Raw genomic sequence first — 17,238 nt, 5'->3', positions numbered from 1 at the left:
CATGCGGGTGTCCGTCTTCACCGAGCCGCACCGCGGGGCGAGCTACGACGACCAGCTCCGGTTCGCCCGGCTGGTCGAGGAGACCGGCTTCGACGGCTTCTTCCGGGCCGACCACTACCGCGCCATGGGCGACGAGCCCGGGCTGCCCGGCCCCACCGACGCCTGGCTGACGCTCGCCGCGCTGGCCCGGGAGACCTCCCGGATCCGGCTCGGCACCCTGGTCACCTCGGCCACCTTCCGGCTGCCCGGGCCGCTGGCCGTGATGGTCGCCCAGGTCGACCAGATGAGCGGCGGCCGTGTCGAGCTGGGCATCGGTGCCGGCTGGTACGAGCGCGAGCACACCGCCTACGGCATCCCGTTCCCGCCGGTCACCGAGCGGTTCGACCGGCTGGCCGAGCAGTTGGAGATCGTCACCGGGCTGTGGCGCACCCCGCCCGGCGAGACCTACAGCTTCACCGGGGACCACTACCGGCTGGTTGACGCGCCCGCGCTGCCCAAGCCGGTGCAGCAGCCCGGCCCGCCGGTGATCGTCGGCGGCCGGGGCCCGAAGCGCACCCCCGAGCTGGCCGCCCGGTACGCCGACGAGTTCAACATGCCGTTCAAGACCGTCGCCGAGACGGCCGGCGCGTACGAGCGGGTCCGCGAGGCGTGCGACCGGACCGGGCGTACCGGGTCGGGGCGGGCGCCGCTGGTGCTCTCCGCCGGGATCGTGGTGGCGATCGGGCGTACCGACGCGGAGGCGCAGCGCCGCGCCGCGCCGCTGCACGTCAAGAGCGCGCTCCCGCCGGAGGACCCGGTGGTCGGCTCCCCCGCCCAGCTCGTCGACCGGCTCGGCGAGTTCGCCGCGATCGGGGCCGGCCGGGTGCACCTGCGTCTTATCGACTTCGCCGACCTCGACCACGTGGAGCTCATCGCCGCCGAGGTGCTCCCCCAACTGGACGGACCACGATGACCGACCTCTCCGCCGACCTCGAACTCGGCCCGGTGGGCCAGGAGATCGTCTTCGAGAACGACAAGGTGCGCGTCTGGCACATCCGGCTGGAGCCGGGCGAGCGGCAGCCGCTGCACCGGCACGACCACCCGTACCTGGTGGTGGCGATCCAGGGCGCGAAGAACGTGGTGCAGACGATCGACGGCACCACGATCGACGCCGACGAGCCGACCGGCGGGGTGGTCTACCGCGACCCGGGCGCCGTGCACATGCTGACCAACGTCGGCGACACCACGTACCTGGCCCGTCTCGTCGAGTTGAAGTAGCCACGCCGACACCAACCTCGGCGAGTAAGTAGCGGCCGGCCGCACCGGGCCGTAACGTGCCCGACATGGCCTTTCGGACGTGGGGCAGGCTGCTGCTCACTGCACTCGGGGTGAGCGTGCTGGCCGGGGCCGGCCAGTTGGGCATCGCGTACGGCTTCGGCGTCGTACGCCTCGACGGCGCGTTCGTCGACGGCTCGGTCAACCGGTGGCCCGCCCAGCTCGCCTGGGTCGGCTGGTTCGCCGCGGTCGCCACGGTCGCCGGGGCCGTCCTCACCGAACGCCTCGCCCGCCGGGACACTTCCCCGGCCGGCACCACCGAGCTGCTCTCCATCGCCGGCGTCAGCGCGCTGGGCGCGATCGTGGTCGCCCCGCTCTGCATGCAGCCGGCCCGCGCCGCCGAGCTGGGCGGCACCGTCGACCCGGTGTGGGCGGTCGGCATCTGCGCGATCCTCGGCGCGGTGGTCGGGGCGGGCGCGGCGATCGCCGTGCTGCTCAAGCCGCCGTTCGGCTGGAGCATCGCGCTCACCGCCGCGGCCGTCTGGTTGCTCGCCCTGGTCTCCGCCGCGCCGTCGGTGGCGTCCACCGGCACGCTGACCACCGTACGCCTCGGCGTCCTCGAACCGTCCTGGCTGGACCCGGCCGCGGCCGAGCGCCTGGCCATGCTGCTGCTGCCCACGCTGGCCCTGCTCGTCGGCGCGGCGGTCGGCGCGCTGGCCCGCCGGGCCGGTCACCTGCCGCTGGTCGGTGGTGCGGCCGGGGCGGCCGGCCCGGTCCTGCTGGCCTTCGCCTACCTGACCGCCGGCCCCGGCACGGCGGCCGACCGCTACCAGCTCGCGCCCTACTACGGTGCGCTGATCGCGGTCGCCGCCGGAGCGCTCGGGTCGACCGCCACCACGGTCCTGCCCCGACCGGTGAGCACGGCCGACGGGCCGGACGCCATCGAGCCGACCGACATCCTCCAGGCGCTGCCGGCGTCGCCGGCCACTCCCGGCCCGGCCGACCCGGCTCCCGCCGCCCCGCTGACGGTACGCCCCGCCGGGGCACCCCGCCCCGCGCACTGGGACTGGCCGGAGGCCGGCGGGCTCACCCCGGTGCCGGCCGGACTCACCCGCCAGCCCCTCGGTCGCCCCGCCGTCGAGCCACCGGCGGACCGGGACGAGCCGACCCCGGGGCACGGCTCGGGTCCCGCCGGTGAGCCCGCGGCGACCGGACCGGGCTCGACCCGGCACCGGCTCGACGCGCCGCAGCCGGTGGCCGGGGGATCTTCCCCCATCGCGACCGACCGGGCCCGGGCGGCCGAGGAGACCGATCGGCGGGAACCGGACACGGAGTCCGCCTGGGCGTTCGGCGACCCTGTGCCGGACGAGCCGGCCACCGGGCGGAACGACGAGGAGCCGACCCGGAACCTGCCGATGCCCGGGTCGCTCCCGCCGGGACGGCGGACCTCGGCCATCGACGTGCTCGCCGCCGGCCGCCCGACCCCGCCGGCCGAGCCGGACCCGGTCCCGCGTCCCGCCACGACGACGGAGCCCGCGCACCCAGCCGCATCGCACGCCGAGTCCACCCCGACGACCGACCGGAGCGAAGCCCCGTCCGTCGCCCCCGCCCCCACGCGGGACCGGACGGCAGGCTCGGAACCGGCGCGGGACCGGACGGCAGGCTCGGAACCGGCGCGGGATCGGACGGCGGCGGCGGAACGCGAGGTGTCGGAGACAACCCCCGCCGGGCCGGCCACGGAGGCGGCCCCGACGCGGACGACGCGATCCCGGCGGAGCCGGACCACCGCACCGGCGGCCCAGCCGGCGGATGCGGCGTCCCCGACGACGCGCTCGGCGGACGGCGTGCCCGCGAAGGCCGAGGCGCTCGACGGTGCGCTCCGGACGACCAGTTCGGCGGACGACGCACCCTCGAAGGCCCGGCCGCGCACCGGTGCCCTCCCCAACGCCCGGGCGGTGGACGACACGCCCTCCACAGCACAACCGGCGGACAGCACACCCCCGGCGAGTGCGGCGGAGGCAGCGGCCGTCGAATCCGCCCCGGCTCCGGCCGGCCGCGCCAAGCGCGCCCGCAAGCCGCGCACCACCCGGACCGCCACGGACCGGGCCGCCGCCGAGCCGACCACCACCACATCGGACGACGCCGAGGCGGCCGCGACCACGCCGGACCACACCGCCGAGCCGGCCGGCCAGACGCCGGACCACACCGTCGAGCGAACCGGAAGCAAGCCCGACCGCACCGTCGAGCGAGCCGGAAGCAAGCCCGAGCACACCGTCGAGGCAGCCGGAAGCAAGCCGGAGCGCACCGTCGAGCCGACTGGAAGCAAGCCGGACCGCACCGTGGAGCCGTCCGGAAGCAAGCCGCCCGCCGGCCAGGTGACCGCTGCCGCAGCGGCCGCCGCCACTGAGCACACCCCGGGCGACGCGCCGGCCGCAGCGGTATCGGAGGCGTCGGTCCCGGCCGCCCCGGCACCGGTCGCGGACCCGGCGGGCGACCCGAGCGGCGGCAGCACGCCGGCCGCCGGCGAGCGGCGCAACTTCTTCTTCGCCCCCGAGCCGGCGCCGGCCGACCTGCCCGAGCCCCCGGCGTCGCCCCGGCCGCGAATCCCCATCTTCGAGGACGTGACCCCGGGCAACGTCCGGCCGGCCTGGCCGATCGCCCCCGCCCCGAACTGGCCGGTCACCCCGCGCGGCGGCACCGAGCCGGCCGAACCGGGCGGCCCGACCGCCGGCCCGGACGGCGACCGCGCCGGCACCCGGACTCCCGAGGCCACCCGGCCCGAGCCGGCGCCGCGCCCCCGGCACCGGGCCCTGCCCGACCTGGGCCGGAGCACCGGCTGGGACGCCCTCGCCAATGCCCGCCCCGCCGGGCCGACCGCCCCGCCGCCCGCCGGCCGGGCTCCGGAAACCACCGGTCCGGCCCCGGAGGCCACCGGCCTGACCGGCCGCGCCGTGGAAGCCACCGGATCGGCCGGTCAGGCCCCGGAAGCCACCGGCCCGGCCGGCCAGGCCCCGGAAACCACCGGCCCGGTCCTCCCGGCCTGGGACGGTCCGGCCCCGGAGAAGGCACTTGGCGGCCGGCACGCCGACGTGTCCGAGGCCGACGAGGCCCAGGAGGCGGCCGGCGGGAAGGGCAAGGCCCGGCGCGGCCTGTTCCGGCGTAACCGGGGCAAGGGTGGCGAGCCCGGCGAGGCCGACCGCGAGTCCGAGCCGCTCGCGGCGCAGGACGAGGAGTTCGTCGACTGGGTCGCCGGCCTCGCCTCGGACGACAACGCGGACGACGCCCGGTCGCTGCGTACCGGCCGGCACCACCGCGACTGAGCCCGCCGGGGGCCGGGTCGACCAGCGGCCCGGCCCTCGGCGGCGCTCAGGCCAGCGGCAGGTAGACCCGGGAGCCGCCGGCCACGAACTCCTCGGACTTGTCCTTCATGCCGCGCGCCGCGTAGTCCTTCAACTCCTGCGTGATCTTCATGGAGCAGAACTTCGGCCCGCACATCGAGCAGAAGTGGGCGGTCTTCGCCGGCTCGGCCGGGAGCGTCGCGTCGTGGTACGACCGGGCGGTCCCCGGGTCCAGCGCCAGGTTGAACTGGTCCTCCCAGCGGAACTCGAACCGGGCCTTGGAGAGGGCGTCGTCCCAGGCCTGCGCCCCCGGGTGCCCCTTGGCCAGGTCGGCCGCGTGCGCCGCGATCTTGTAGGCGATCACGCCCGCCTTCACGTCGTCCCGGTCCGGCAGGCCGAGGTGCTCCTTCGGGGTGACGTAACAGAGCATCGCGGTGCCGAACATGCCGATCATCGCGGCGCCGATCGCCGAGGTGATGTGGTCGTACGCGGGCGCGATGTCGGTGGTCAGCGGGCCGAGCGTGTAGAACGGGGCCTCGTGGCACCACTCCTGCTGGAGGTCCACGTTCTCCTTGATCTTGTGCATCGGCACGTGCCCGGGGCCCTCGATCATCACCTGGACGTCGTGCGCCCAGGCGACCTTCGTCAGCTCACCCAGGGTGCGCAGCTCGGCGAACTGCGCCTCGTCGTTGGCGTCCGCGATCGAGCCCGGCCGCAGCCCGTCACCGAGCGAGAAGGTCACGTCGTAGCGGGCGAGCAGCGCGCACAGCTCCTCGAAGTGGGTGTAGAGGAAGTTCTCCTCGTGGTGCGCCAGGCACCACGCCGCCATGATCGAGCCGCCCCGGGAGACGATCCCGGTCACCCGGTCCACCGCCAGCGGCACGTACGGCAGCAGCACCCCGGCGTGCACGGTCATGTAGTCGACGCCCTGCTCGGCCTGCTCGACCACGGTCTCGCGGAACACCTCCCAGCTCAGCTTCACCGGGTCGCCGCCGACCTTCTCCAGCGCCTGGTAGATCGGCACGGTGCCGATCGGCACCGGCGAGTTCCGCACGATCGCCTCGCGCGTCTCGTGGATCCGCTTGCCGGTGGACAGGTCCATCACGGTGTCCGCACCCCATCGGGTGGCCCAGGTCAGCTTCTCCACCTCCTCGGCGACCGAGGAGGTCACCGCCGAGGTGCCGATGTTGGCGTTGACCTTGACCAGGAACGCCTTGCCGATGATCGCCGGTTCGCACTCCGGGTGGTTGACGTTGAGCGGCAGCACCGCCCGCCCGGCCGCGATCTCGTCCCGGACGAACTCCGGCGCGACCCCCTCCCGGATCGCCACGAACTCCATCTCCGGCGTGACGATCCCGGCCCGGGCGTACCCGAGCTGGGTCGGCCGCTTCCCGGCGACGCCGGCCAGCGGGGTGCCGGCGCCGCGCACGGGGGCGACGTCCCCGCGGGCGGCGATCCACGGCCCGCGCAGCGGCGGCAGTCCCACCTCCGGTTCCGAGCCGGGGCCGGAGGTGTCGTAGAGCCGGACCGGCGGATTGTCCCCGGTCAGCTCCACCTCGGCGAACGGCACCCGGATGTCCGGCCGTGACCCCTCGACGTAGACCTTGCGACGTGCGTGCATGACAGCCTCCCTGTCGCTCAAGCGGACCAGCCGAAGTGGTCCAGCGGGCCGCGTCCCGCGCCCAGCTCCCAGTCCCGCGCGCCGGTCAGCGCGCGGGTCACGTACTCCTTGGCGGCGGCCACCGCGACCGGCACCGGGTCGCCCGCCGCCAGCCGGACGGCGATCGCCGCCGAGAACGAGCAGCCGGTGCCGTGGTTGTGCCGGGTCGGCACGCGGGGCGCGCGCAGCAGCGTGGTCGACCCGCCACCGGCCAGCACGTCCACCGACTCGCCGGCCGCGTCCACGTCGCCGCCGGTCACCACCACGTGCGCCGGGCCGCCGGCGGCCAGCACCTCGGCCGCCGCGACCATCTCCTCGACCGTGGTCACCGGGCGTCCGGTGAGGGCCGCGGCCTCCGCGCAGTTCGGCGTCGCCACCTCGGCGTACGGGAGCAGCCGCTCGACCGCCGTCACCACGCCGAGCCGGTGCCCGCTGGTGGCGACCAGCACCGGGTCGACGACCAGGCGGGGCAGCCGGCCCGCCTCCGCCGCCTCGGCCACCGCGTCGGCGGCCGCCGGGGTGCCGAGCATGCCGGTCTTCACGGCGCGCACGTCGAAGTCGCCGAGCACGCTGTCGAGCTGGTCGCGCACGGTCTGCGGGGGCAGTGGCAGGACGGCGTCCACGCCGCGGGTGTTCTGCGCGGTGACCGCGGTGATCACGCTGGTCCCGTACGCGCCGAGGGCGGCGAAGACCTTGAGGTCGGCCTGGATGCCGGCGCCGCCGCCGGAGTCGGATCCGGCGATGGTGAGGATGGTCTTCGGCGTCACTGGTTTTCCTCGGTGATTGCGGTTGGGGGCTGCGGCCGACCGTGCCCGGCCCGACCAGCCGCTTCGTGGGCCGCTGTGAGCGTGGCGGCGAGCTCGGTGGGGTCGTCGGCGCGCATGATCGCGCCGAGCACCGCCACGCCCGCCGCTCCTGCCGCGACGCACTCCCGGATCTGTTCCGGGGTCTCGATGCCGCCGAGTGCGAGCACCGGCACCGGGCTGGCCGCGACCAGCTCGCGCAGCCCGTCGGGGTGCAGGGGTGGCCCGTAGCCGGGCTTGCTCCTCGTCGGGAAGACCGGCGAGAGCGTCACGTAGTCCTCGGTGGTGAGTCGGGCCAGCTCCGTGGCGTCGTGGCAGGAGCGGCCGACCAGCCCGACAACCGGCGGCGGGTACGGGCCGGCGGCCGGCAGGTGGACGGCGTCGCCGTCGAGCGGGTCGGGCCCGGCGACGATCAGCCTGCCGCCGGCGTCGGCGAGGATCGCGCGCAGCTCGGCGGCCAGGGCGGCCCGCTCGGCCCGGGACAGGTCCTTCTCCCGCAGCACCACCCAGCGCACTCCCCCGACCACGGCCGCCTCGACGACCTCGGTGAGGGGGCGCCGTGCCTGCCACCGGTCGGTGACCAGCACCACGCCCGACGGCACGCCATCGCCCGCGAGGGGTCCTCTCTCGCCAGGATCCGCGGAGCGGACCGCGCTCCCGCTGCCGAGCGGCGGTGTCACAGGTCCGGCCTTCCCTCGTCGGGGGTGGAGGCGAGGGCGTGGAAGCGGCGGGCGATCCGGCCCGCCCCGTGGGCCAGCCGGCCCGCCTCGACGGCGTGCCGCATGGCGGTGGCCATCGCCACCGGATCGGCGGCCCGGGTGACGGCGCTGGCCAGCAGCACGGCGTCGCAGCCCAGCTCCATGGCGAGCGCGGCGTCGGAGGCGGTGCCGATCCCGGCGTCGAGGATCACCGGCACGTCCACGCTCTGCCGGATCAACCGGATGTGGTGCGGGTTGCTCACGCCCAGCCCCGAGCCGATCGGCGCGCCGGCCGGCATCACCGCCGCGCAGCCGACGTCGGCCAGCCGCCGGGCCAGGATCGGATCGTCCGAGGTGTACGGCAGCACGGTGAACCCGTCGGCCACCAGCTCCTCGGCGGCGCGCAGCAGCTCCACCCCGTCGGGCAGCAGCGTGCGCTCGTCGCCGATCACCTCCAGCTTCACCCAGTCGGTGTCGAACGCCTCCCGGGCCAGCTGCGCCACCTTCACGGCCTCGGACGCGGTGTAGCAGCCGGCCGTGTTCGGCAGCAGCCGTACGCCGCACCGGTCCAGCAGGTCGAGCAGGCCGCCGGCGGCGCCCGGGGCGGTGTCCACCCGGCGCAGCGCCAGGGTGACCAGCTCGGTGCCGGAGGCGCGGATCGCCTGCTCCAGCACGTGCAGGTTGGCCGCGCCACCGGTGCCGAGGATGAGCCGGGAGCCGAAGCCGACCCCACCGACCTCGAAGGGCATCCGGCTCACCCGCCCTGGGCGGCGCTGAGCACCTCGACCCGGTCGCCGTCGCGCAGCACGGTCGACGACCAGCCGCCGCGCGGCACCACCTCGCCGTTCACCGCGACCGCCAGGCCGCGCTCCTGGGCGGTGACGGCGCGGACCACGTCGGCGACGGTCGCACCGCCGGGCAGGTCCCGGCCCGCTCCGTTGACGATCAGTTCCACCTGGGCTCCTTCCCGAACCGGTCCGGGGTGAAGGGGGCGAGCAGCGGGTCCGGCTCGCCGGTGACGATCAGCTCGGTGACCAGGTCGGCGGTGACCGGGGTGAGCACGATGCCGTGCCGGTGGTGTCCGGTGGCCACGAGCACGCCGGGCCGGCCGGGCAGCGGCCCGATGATCGGCGCGTTGTCCGGCGTGCCGGGGCGCAGTCCGGCGGTCGCCTCGACCAGGTCGTACTCGGCCAGCTCCGGGACCAGGTCGACGGCGGCGCGGAGCAGCCGGAGCACCCCGCCGGCGGTGACCTCGGTGTCGGCGCGCTCCTCGACGGTCGCCCCGACCACCACCTCCCCGCTGTCCCGGGGCACCAGATAGATCGACTCGCCGTCGGCGTACCCCCGGATCACGTGCCGGAAGTCCGGCGCGCCGCGACCGGGCGCGCGGAGCCGGAGCACCTGGCCCTTGACCGGCCGGACCGGCAGCCCGGTCAGCGCGGCGGCGCCGCAGCCGACCGCGACCACGGTGACCCCGGCGTCCACCTCGGACAGCGCGCCGACCCGGGCCGGGCGCAGCACCGCGCCGGCCCGCTCGGCCGCCGCCCGCAGCGCGACGACCAGCCGGCGCGGGTCGACCTGGTGGTCGCCGGGGGCGACCGCGCCGCCGCGCACCCGCGGGGCCAGCGCCGGCTCGCGGTCGCGCAGCTCGGAGGGGCGCAGCGGCGTGATCGGCAGCCCCAACCCCTGCTGGTACGACCAGAGCCGCCGCGCCTCGGCCAGGTCGTCGGCGGTGAGCCCGACCACCAGGGTCCCGTCGGCGCGATACCCGACCTCCGCTCCGGCCGCCTCGGCCAGGTCGACGGCGAAGCGAGGCCAGCGGGCGGCGGAGTCGGCGAGCAGCCCGGTCAGCTCCTGCTCGCCGAAGTACGCCTCGGCGACCGGAGAGAGCATCCCGGCGGCGACGTGCGAGGCCCCGGTCCCCGGGGCGGGGTCGTGCACCACCACGCGCAGCCCACGCGACGCGCACCGCCACGCGATCGCCAGCCCGACCGGTCCCGCCCCCACGATGGCGACGTCCGGTCGGGTCAGCACGTCAGGGCCTCGATCAGCGCGGCGGTCGTGCGTGCCGGAACGGGACTGGCCGAGATCGCCCCCACCACCGCCACCCCGTACGCCCCGGCGGCCCGCAGCGCCGGCACCGACGCGGCGGTCACCCCGCCGATGGCGATCACCGGCACGTCCACCGCGCCGACGACCGCGCGTACCCCGGCGGGGCCGATCGGGTCGGGCAGGCCGGCCTTGGTGGTGGTGGCGTGGCAGGGGCCCACGCCCAGGTAGCTGGCCCCGGCGGCGACCGCGGCGGCGGCACCGCCCGGCTCCCGCGCGGTCGCGCCGAGCACGGCGTCGGCGCCGAGCACCCGGCGGGCGGCCGCCACCGGCAGGTCCTCCGCGCCGACGTGGCCGCCCGCGGCGTCCACCGCCAGCGCCACGTGCAGCCGGTCGTTGACCAGGCAGGTCGCCCCGTACGGCCGGCACAGCCCGACCACCAGGCGGGCCAGCTCGTACGCCTCCCGGTCGGTGGCGTCGTCCTCCACCCGGACCTGGACGACCAGCTCGGCGCGGGCCACCGGCAGGGCGGCACGCAGCACGGCCAGCGGGTCGCGCCCCGGCCGGGTGTCGGTGATCAGATGCAGTCGTCCCAGGGACGGCACGGCAACTCTCCTCCCTGCGCCGGCATTACCCGGATCAGGTTCGACGGTCGGGGGCTTCCAGCCCCCCTCTCAGCCCGGTGGCACCGGGCTCCCGTGGGTCACTTGCGGGCCTACCGTACGACGTGCGTCCGGATCCGCCAAGGGGCGGGTGGGGAATTTCCCACGGACCGTCCGGGGTGGAGGACGGGACAGCCGGTGATCTCCCGGTCACGTCATGCTGTCCGGATGCCCTCGCCCGCCCGCGTCCCCCGCCGGCTGTCCTTCCTTCCCTTTCGGGGCAGCGTCGCCGTCGCCGAAGGCCTCCTCACCTGGGCGATGCTCCACGGTCCGGCCTGGCGGCGACTCCTGCCCGACGTCTACGTGCACCGCGACGGCCACCGCCCGGACGACCATCGCATGTGGTGCGAGGCGGTGGCACTGCGTCTGCCGGCGGGCGCCGCCGTCGCCGGGCGCAGCGCCGCGTACCTGTGGGGTGCCGACCTGCTCCCCCGGGACGCGCCGGTCACCGTGCTGCTGCCGCGGGCCGCCCGGATGCGGCCGCATCCCCGCGTGCACCTCGTCCGCTCGGTGCTGCCGGACGTCGACCGCACCCGCTTCGCCGGGCTGCCGGTCACCACGGCCCTGCGCACCGCCTTCGACCTCGGCCGGCAGGGTCCACGCGTGGACGCGCTCGTCGCCGTCGAGGCGCTGCTGCACCGCCGCGTCGTCAAGCTGCCCGCCCTCCGGGCTTACGCGGCGGCGCACCCCGGTTGGCCCGGCGGGGCGCTGCTGCGGGAGGTGCTGGCGCTGGCGGAGCCGCTGAGCGAGTCGCCGATGGAGACCCGCCTCCGCCTGCTCCTCCTCGACGCCGGCCTGGGACCGCTCACCGCCCAGCACGACGTGCGCGACGCCCGGGGTCGCTTCGTCGCGCGGGTCGACCTGGCCTGGCCGGCGCTCCGCGTCGCCGTCGAGTACGACGGCGACCATCACCGGGAGCGGGCCCACTTCCGCCAGGACGTGGCCCGCCTCAACGCCCTCCGCGCGGCCGGCTGGCTGGTCCTCCGCTTCACCGCCGATGACGTGCTCCGCCACCCCCGCGCCACCGTCGCCCTGGTCCGCCAGGCCCTCACCGAACGCGCCACCACCCCCGTGGCACGCTGACCGCAGCCCGTCGGTGGAACACCATGTAGGTCAAACTGCCCCGGAGACCTACATGACGTTCCACCCACCACGCCGCACCCGCACTCCGGGCGCCGCACACCGGGCAACCGCCGCCAACTCGTCGGTGGAACGCCATGGAGGTCAAACCACGCCGGATACCTACATGGCGTTCCACCGAGTGGGGCGAGACTGAAGGCTGGACAGCAGGCTGCCCCGGCAGCCGAGAAGGGTGCCGGGGCAGCGGAGGCGCGGGTGGGTCAGAGGAGGGCGTCGAGGGCGTCCAGGTCCTCGTCGGTGGGCTGCCAGGTGCCCGCCTCGGCGTTGGCGCGTACCTGCTCGGGGGTGGTGGCGCCGGCGATCACCGAGCTCACCGCCGGCCGGGCGGCGAGCCCGCCGATGGCCACCTGGAGCATGCTGATTCCGCGCTCGGCCGCGTACGCCTCGATGGCCTCGATGGTGTCCCAGTCGGCGGCGGCCAGGCGCTCGGCGTACCGGCCGCCGCCGGAGAGCCGACTGCCGGCGGGCGGGGCCTCGTTGCGCTTGTACTTGCCGGTGAGCAGGCCGTTCGCCAGGGGGAAGAACGGCAGCATGCCCAGGCCGAACCGCTCGCACGCGGGAATCACCTCGGCCTCCACGCTCCGCTGGAGCAGCGAGTAGTGGTTCTGCGCGGAGATGAAGCGGGTGCGGCCCTGCGAGGAGGCGGTCCAGTCGGCGTCGGCGATCTGCCAGCCGGCGAAGTTCGAGTTGCCGAGGTAGCGCACCTTGCCGGCGGTCACCAGGTCGTCCAGCGCGGCGAGGGTCTCGTCGATCGGGGTGCCCGGGTCGGGCTCGTGCATCTGGTACAGGTCGATGTGGTCGGTGCCGAGGCGGCGCAGCGACGCCTCGACCGCCCGGGCGATGTAGCGGCGGGCACCCCGGGCGCCGTGGTCCGGCCCGTTCAACCCGTGCATGTCCATGCCGAACTTGGTGGCGACCACCACGTCGTCCCGGTGGCCCTTGAGCGCCTGCCCGAGCAGTTCCTCGGAGCCGCCCTGCGGCTCACCGTAGATGTCGGCGGTGTCGAAGAAGTTGATCCCGGCGTCGAGCGCGGCGTCCACCACCGCGCGGGTGCCGTCGAGGTCGAGCTTGCGGCCGAAGTTGTTGCAGCCGATGCCGACGACGGACACCACGAGCCCGGAGTCGCCCAACCGGCGGTAGGTCATCTCAGTCACGAGATCCACCCTATGCCGCCCGCCACCGGCCCACTCAGCCGAGCGCCTCGGCCACCAGCCGCCGGGCGTCGGCCAGGGTCCGCGCCAGCTCCTCCGGGGTACGCCCCACCGCGCCGAGCAGCGCCTGCGCCCGCCGCGCGAAGTCGGGTGGCGTGCCCGGCAGCCGCCCGGCCGAGGCGATCATGCCCTTCTCGTTGACCAGCCAGCGCCCGGCCCGGCCGTGCAGTGCCTGGACCAGCACCCCGACCACGCGGAACAGGCAGCCGGCCACGTACCCGGCGTCGCCGGCCGCCGCTCCCTTGGCCGCCCCGTCGAGCAGGAAGCCCGCCTCCCAGCCGCCGGCCACCAGGGCCTCCCCCAGCGCCGGCGGGTACGCCTGTGCCCGCGCCCGCAGCGCGGTCAGCTCCCCGGTCGGGTCGCCGAGCACCCGGCCCAGCGCCACCTCACCGGCGTACGCGTGGGAGTAGAAGCCGAGCGGGTGCCCGGCCTGCGTCCCGACGGTGTAGCGGCCGGCCCGGCACTCCGCCCAGACCGCGTGCACCCGGTCCAGGTCGCGGTAGATCCAGTCCACCGGCACCCCGCCGACGCGCAGCCAGCCGCCGCCGTCCACCCAGGGTCCCCAGCCGCCCGGTGCGGTGAGCGTCACCTCCCCGTCGGCGACCGAGCCGGCCAGCGCCCGCAGGGCGGCCACGTCCAGCGCACCCCGGTAGTAGAGGCCCAGGTCCCAGTCGGAGTCCGGCCGGTGCTCGCCCCGGGCCCGGCTACCGCCGAGCGCCACCGCGACCACGCCCTCGACCGCGCAGAGCCGGTCGACCAGCCCGGCGTCGATCACCGCACGTCCCAGACCGGCTCCGGGGTCTCCACCACCTCGCCGTCACCGCGGAACAGCACGAACCGGTCGAAGGATCGGGTGAACCACCGGTCGTGGGTGACCGCCACCACCGTCCCGGCGAACGCGGCCAGCCCCGCTTCGAGGGCCTCGGCGGAGGCCAGGTCGAGGTTGTCGGTGGGCTCGTCGAGCAGCAGCAGGGTCGCCCCGGACAGCTCCAGCAGCAGCACCAGAAACCGCGCCTGCTGGCCGCCGGAGAGGGTGCCGAAGCGCTGGTCGCCCTGCGCGGCCAGCTCGTACCGGGACAGCGCCGCCATGGCCGCGTGCCGGTCCATGCCGGCCCGGTGGTCGTCGCCCCGCCACAGGATGTCGACCAGCGTCTTCGCCATCAGCTCCGGCCGGTCGTGGGTCTGCGAGAAGTGACCGGGGCGGACCCGGGCGCCGAGGCGTACCTGGCCGTCGTGCGCGACGGGGGCGAGCGCGGCGGCGCCGTCGACCGGGGTGTTGGCCGGGTCCGGGTCGGTGCCGCCGCAGGCGAGCAGGCGCAGGAAATGCGACTTCCCGGTGCCGTTCGCGCCGAGCACCGCGACCCGGTCGCCGTACCAGAGTTCCAGGTCGAAGGGATAGGTCAGGCCGTCGAGTTCGAGCTGCTCGGCGATCACCGCGCGCTTGCCGGTCCGCCCGCCGGTCAGGCGCATCCGGATGTCCTGGTCCTTCGGGGGTACGGGCGGCGGCCCGGCCTCCTCGAACTTGCGCAACCGGGTCTGCGCGGCCTGGTAGCGGGAGGCCAGCCCGTCGTTGTACGCGGCCTTCTGCTTGTACATGAGCATCAGCTCGCGCAGCTTCTGGTGCTCCTCGTCCCAGCGGCGGCGGAGCTCGTCGAGGCGGGCGTGCCGGGCCACCCGGGCCTCGTGCCAGCTGGCGAAGCCGCCCGGGTGCACCCAGGCGCTGCCGCCCTCCACGGCGACCACCCGGTCGGCGGTCTGGGCCAGCAGCTCCCGGTCGTGCGAGACGTAGAGCACCGATTTGCCGGACTCCCGCAGCCGGGCCTCCAGCCAGCGCTTGCCGGGCACGTCGAGGAAGTTGTCCGGCTCGTCGAGGAGGAGCACCTCGTCCGGGCCGCGGAGCAGCATTTCCAGCGCGAACCGCTTCTGCTGGCCGCCGGAGAGGGTCCGCACCGGGCGGTCCCGGGCGGCGTCCCAGGGCAGGTCGAGGACGATGGTGGCGACGGTGTCGAAGAGCACCTCGGCGTCGTACCCGCCGACCTCGCCCCAGGCGGCCAGCGCGTCGGCGTACGCGAGCTGGGCCTTGCCGGCGGCGCTGCTGTACTTGCCGCGGACCTCGGCCGCCCGCATGGCCGCCTCGGTCTCGGCGAGACGGTGGCCGGCGTCACGCAGCGCTGGCGGGGCGAGCGACAGCGCCATGTCGGCGAGGGTCGACTCGTCCCCGATCATGCCGATGAACTGGCGCATCACGCCGAGCCCACCGGCGCGGGCGACGGCGCCGGTCTTCACCGGCAGGTCGCCGGCGACCATGCGCAGCAGCGTGGTCTTGCCGGCGCCGTTGGGGCCGACGAGCGCCACCTTGGCGCCCTCACCGACCCGGAACGACACCTCGGCGAAGAGCTCCCGGCCGTCCGGGAGGATGTGCCCGACCCCTGCCACGTCCACGTATCCCACGCGGGCATCCTGCCCGAGGGGCGGGCACGGGCGACACCCGATTACCGGGTGACCCGGAGCACCCGGTAGCCCTTCTGGCTGGCGTGCCGCTCGACCTGCCAGCCCTGCTCGACCAGCCAGCGGTGCAGCGAGTCGCCGCCGAGGTGCCGCGCGACGACCAGCCAGGCCACCCCGTCCGGGGTGAGCCGGGGCAGCCAGCGCAGCAGCAGGTCGTGCAGTTCCCCCTTGCCGATGTGGATCGGCGGGTTGGACCAGATCTGGGCGAAGGAGACGTCGGCCGGTACGCCGTCCGGCGCGACGACCCGGACCCGCTCGGCGGCCCCGACCCGGGCGGCGTTGGCGGCGGTGAGTTCGCGGGCGCGCTGGTTGACGTCGACCGCCCAGACGGTGGCGGCCGGCGCGGTGGTGGCCAGTACGCAGGTGATCGGGCCGAAGCCGCAGCCGATGTCGAGCAGCGCACCGGTGACATCGCCGGCCGGCAGCTCGGCCTTGCGCAGCAGCACCGCCGTGCCGGGGTCGAGCCGGTCGGCGGAGAAGACCCCGGTGGCCGAGGTGAGGGTGTAGTCGCGCCCGGCGACGGAGAACTCGACCTCGCGCGGCCGCGCGGCCGTCGTGGGCTCAGGGGTGAAGTAGTGGTCGCCGGTCACGACGGGCATTGTCGCACCGTCCGGGAACGGCGCCCGCGACGGTGCGGCGCGCAGGACGCGACGCCACTCCGCCAGATTTTCCCGATATTACCCCCGAAAGGGACAATAGCCCCTACTCTAGCCAACATGGTGTATCGGTACGAGTCCGATGAGGACGCCTTCCTGGAGTACCCGAGGCCCGGGTCGGACCCGTCCGTGCCCGGCGCTGCGGCGGCCCCGCCGGCGGGTCCCTCGCCGTCCCGCTTCCCCACCCCGTCGCTGCCTCCGCCGGTCCGGCCCACCCGACCGGTCCACGACGCCGCCCGGGCGCCGGCCCCGGCGCCCCCGGCACCGGCACCCAGCCGGCCGGCCCCGCCCCGGGAGCCCGCTCCCGTGCCGCAGCCCACGCCGGCCGTGCCGCCGCCCGCGCCACCGGCGCCGCAGCCGACCCCGGCCGCCGCGCCCCGGCCGGCGACGTCGCCCCCGCCCGACCCCATCGTCCGGACCACCGATCCGCTGGATCTGTCCCGGCCCCGCCGGGCCGAACGCCGGCGCGGCGGCCGGGCCTGGCAGGTGCTGATCGGCGGCGCCGCCGTGCTGATGCTGCTCGCCCTCACCGGGCTCGCCGTCGCCGCCCTGCTGGAGGACCGGACCGCCACACCGCAGGCCGGCCAGCAGAGCAGCCAGCCGGTGGTGGAGCAGTCCGCCGCTGCCGACGGGACCGACCTGGACTCCCGGGACACCGACCAGGCGGCGCTCACCGCCAAGGAGGTCTTCCCCGGCCAGCAACTGGTGGTGACCGACGGGCAGCCGGCCTACCGGGTGCTCAAGACGCACTCCAGCGGCAGCTGTGCGGTCGCGGCCACCGGCGAGATCGCCGACCTGCTGGTCCGCCTCGGCTGCAACCAGGTGGTCCGGGCCACCCTCCGCTCCCCCGACGGCGACCACCTGCTCACCGCCGGCCTGTTCAACCTGACCGACGTGGCGAGCGCCCAGCGGGCGCGCGACCGGATCCGGCCGATGCTGGACGAACGGCAGGGCCGGTTCCAGGGCATGGCGGCGGGCGAGGACACCGAGGTGGTGGCGAAGGCCGCCGCCCGGGTCGGCTGGCAGGTCCGCGGCCACTACCTCGCCTACTGCGTGGTCACCCGGGCCGACGGGGAACGGATCGGCTCCGACGACGCCAAGGCACGCGAGATCATGTACGACATGATCGAGGTCTACCTGAACCGGAACGTGCTGGAGCGCCGGGCCGACGGCGGGGTGGCCAGCCAGCCGACCGACGGCCCGACCGACGGCCCCGCCGGCCAGGACGGCGCCGCCAACTGAGCCCGACCACCACGGCC

General features: G+C 75.9%; 16 protein-coding genes and 1 riboswitch. Of the genes, 5 read left to right on the top strand and 11 right to left on the bottom strand.

Annotated elements, in window-relative coordinates; translation table 11 throughout:
* The first annotated feature begins 1 nt into the window (after position 1).
* From AB0F68_RS17205 to AB0F68_RS17195, 3 genes are all read left to right on the top strand, one after another.
* Positions 2-952, top strand: coding sequence for an LLM class F420-dependent oxidoreductase (locus AB0F68_RS17205; protein ID WP_357338826.1), 951 nt, complete (start codon positions 2-4; stop codon positions 950-952).
* Positions 949-1,257 (top strand): cupin, encoded by a 309-nt coding sequence (locus AB0F68_RS17200; protein WP_148793507.1) that lies wholly within the window; start codon positions 949-951, stop codon positions 1,255-1,257. Before AB0F68_RS17205 ends, AB0F68_RS17200 begins: the two co-directional genes overlap by 4 nt.
* A 65-nt stretch (positions 1,258-1,322) precedes the next feature.
* Positions 1,323-4,574: a hypothetical protein gene (locus AB0F68_RS17195; protein WP_357338821.1), complete on the top strand. Its 3,252-nt coding sequence runs from the start codon at positions 1,323-1,325 to the stop codon at positions 4,572-4,574.
* A 46-nt stretch (positions 4,575-4,620) separates the two neighbouring features.
* Here AB0F68_RS17195 and thiC read toward each other — a convergent pair whose 3' ends face one another.
* From thiC to AB0F68_RS17160, 7 genes are all read right to left on the bottom strand, one after another.
* Entirely contained in the window at positions 4,621-6,213 is a 1,593-nt protein-coding gene (thiC, locus tag AB0F68_RS17190; RefSeq protein WP_357338797.1) for a phosphomethylpyrimidine synthase ThiC, read from the bottom strand.
* A 17-nt stretch (positions 6,214-6,230) separates the two neighbouring features.
* Positions 6,231-7,019, bottom strand: a complete 789-nt coding sequence (gene thiD, locus AB0F68_RS17185) for a bifunctional hydroxymethylpyrimidine kinase/phosphomethylpyrimidine kinase (protein ID WP_357338794.1) — start codon at positions 7,017-7,019, stop codon at positions 6,231-6,233.
* On the bottom strand, positions 7,016-7,657 hold the full coding sequence (locus AB0F68_RS17180) for a thiamine phosphate synthase (RefSeq protein WP_357338786.1): 642 nt from the start codon (positions 7,655-7,657) through the stop codon (positions 7,016-7,018). The genes thiD and AB0F68_RS17180 overlap by 4 nt, the downstream gene beginning before the upstream one ends.
* 74 nt (positions 7,658-7,731) lie before the next feature.
* The gene (locus tag AB0F68_RS17175; protein WP_357338783.1) at positions 7,732-8,511 is read right to left on the bottom strand and encodes a thiazole synthase; all 780 of its coding nucleotides are present in this window, start codon (positions 8,509-8,511) and stop codon (positions 7,732-7,734) included.
* Positions 8,508-8,708: a sulfur carrier protein ThiS gene (gene thiS / locus AB0F68_RS17170; RefSeq protein ID WP_357338778.1), complete on the bottom strand. Its 201-nt coding sequence runs from the start codon at positions 8,706-8,708 to the stop codon at positions 8,508-8,510. Before thiS ends, AB0F68_RS17175 begins: the two co-directional genes overlap by 4 nt.
* A complete protein-coding gene (thiO, locus tag AB0F68_RS17165) occupies positions 8,699-9,787 on the bottom strand; it encodes a glycine oxidase ThiO (RefSeq protein WP_357338776.1) in 1,089 nt (362 codons plus the stop codon). The genes thiS and thiO overlap by 10 nt, the downstream gene beginning before the upstream one ends.
* A complete protein-coding gene (locus AB0F68_RS17160; protein ID WP_357338774.1) occupies positions 9,781-10,407 on the bottom strand; it encodes a thiamine phosphate synthase in 627 nt (208 codons plus the stop codon). The genes thiO and AB0F68_RS17160 overlap by 7 nt, the downstream gene beginning before the upstream one ends.
* A riboswitch (TPP riboswitch) is annotated at positions 10,402-10,511 on the bottom strand. It overlaps the preceding gene by 6 nt.
* Positions 10,512-10,632: 121 nt before the next feature.
* On the opposite strand from AB0F68_RS17160, the gene AB0F68_RS17155 reads away from it, so the two are divergent.
* Complete coding sequence (locus AB0F68_RS17155; protein ID WP_357338751.1) at positions 10,633-11,547, top strand: DUF559 domain-containing protein; 915 nt, start codon at positions 10,633-10,635, stop codon at positions 11,545-11,547.
* 257 nt (positions 11,548-11,804) lie between these two features.
* On the opposite strand, the gene AB0F68_RS17150 is transcribed toward AB0F68_RS17155, so the two are convergent.
* Genes AB0F68_RS17150 through AB0F68_RS17135 form a run of 4 tightly spaced genes read right to left on the bottom strand, consistent with a single transcriptional unit; the run spans position 11,805 to position 15,913 of the window.
* A complete protein-coding gene (locus AB0F68_RS17150; RefSeq protein ID WP_357338749.1) occupies positions 11,805-12,767 on the bottom strand; it encodes an aldo/keto reductase in 963 nt (320 codons plus the stop codon).
* A gap of 25 nt (positions 12,768-12,792) precedes the next feature.
* On the bottom strand, positions 12,793-13,590 hold the full coding sequence (locus AB0F68_RS17145; RefSeq protein WP_357338747.1) for a nucleotidyltransferase domain-containing protein: 798 nt from the start codon (positions 13,588-13,590) through the stop codon (positions 12,793-12,795).
* Positions 13,587-15,266 (bottom strand): ATP-binding cassette domain-containing protein, encoded by a 1,680-nt coding sequence (locus tag AB0F68_RS17140; protein ID WP_357338745.1) that lies wholly within the window; start codon positions 15,264-15,266, stop codon positions 13,587-13,589. The genes AB0F68_RS17145 and AB0F68_RS17140 overlap by 4 nt, the downstream gene beginning before the upstream one ends.
* 41 nt (positions 15,267-15,307) lie before the next feature.
* A complete protein-coding gene (locus AB0F68_RS17135) occupies positions 15,308-15,913 on the bottom strand; it encodes a methyltransferase (RefSeq protein ID WP_357338981.1) in 606 nt (201 codons plus the stop codon).
* A gap of 126 nt (positions 15,914-16,039) precedes the next feature.
* Between AB0F68_RS17135 and AB0F68_RS17130 the strand changes: the two genes are divergently transcribed.
* Positions 16,040-17,221, top strand: coding sequence for a hypothetical protein (locus AB0F68_RS17130; RefSeq protein ID WP_357338743.1), 1,182 nt, complete (start codon positions 16,040-16,042; stop codon positions 17,219-17,221).
* The last annotated feature ends 17 nt before the right edge of the window (positions 17,222-17,238 follow it).

This window comes from Micromonospora sp. NPDC023966 (assembly GCF_040639095.1).
GTDB lineage: Bacteria > Actinomycetota > Actinomycetes > Mycobacteriales > Micromonosporaceae > Micromonospora.
The sequence above is the reverse complement of the archived record's forward strand: the minus strand, read 5'-3'. Positions and strand labels throughout refer to the sequence as shown.

Coding starts and splice junctions, on each gene's coding strand:
- AB0F68_RS17205 (WP_357338826.1), top strand. CDS start 2: ATGCGGGTGTCCGTCTTCACCGAGCCGCACCGCGGGGCGAGCTACGAC.
- AB0F68_RS17200 (WP_148793507.1), top strand. CDS start 949: ATGACCGACCTCTCCGCCGACCTCGAACTCGGCCCGGTGGGCCAGGAG.
- AB0F68_RS17195 (WP_357338821.1), top strand. CDS start 1,323: ATGGCCTTTCGGACGTGGGGCAGGCTGCTGCTCACTGCACTCGGGGTG.
- thiC (WP_357338797.1), bottom strand. CDS start 6,213: ATGCACGCACGTCGCAAGGTCTACGTCGAGGGGTCACGGCCGGACATC.
- AB0F68_RS17155 (WP_357338751.1), top strand. CDS start 10,633: ATGCCCTCGCCCGCCCGCGTCCCCCGCCGGCTGTCCTTCCTTCCCTTT.
- AB0F68_RS17130 (WP_357338743.1), top strand. CDS start 16,040: ATGGTGTATCGGTACGAGTCCGATGAGGACGCCTTCCTGGAGTACCCG.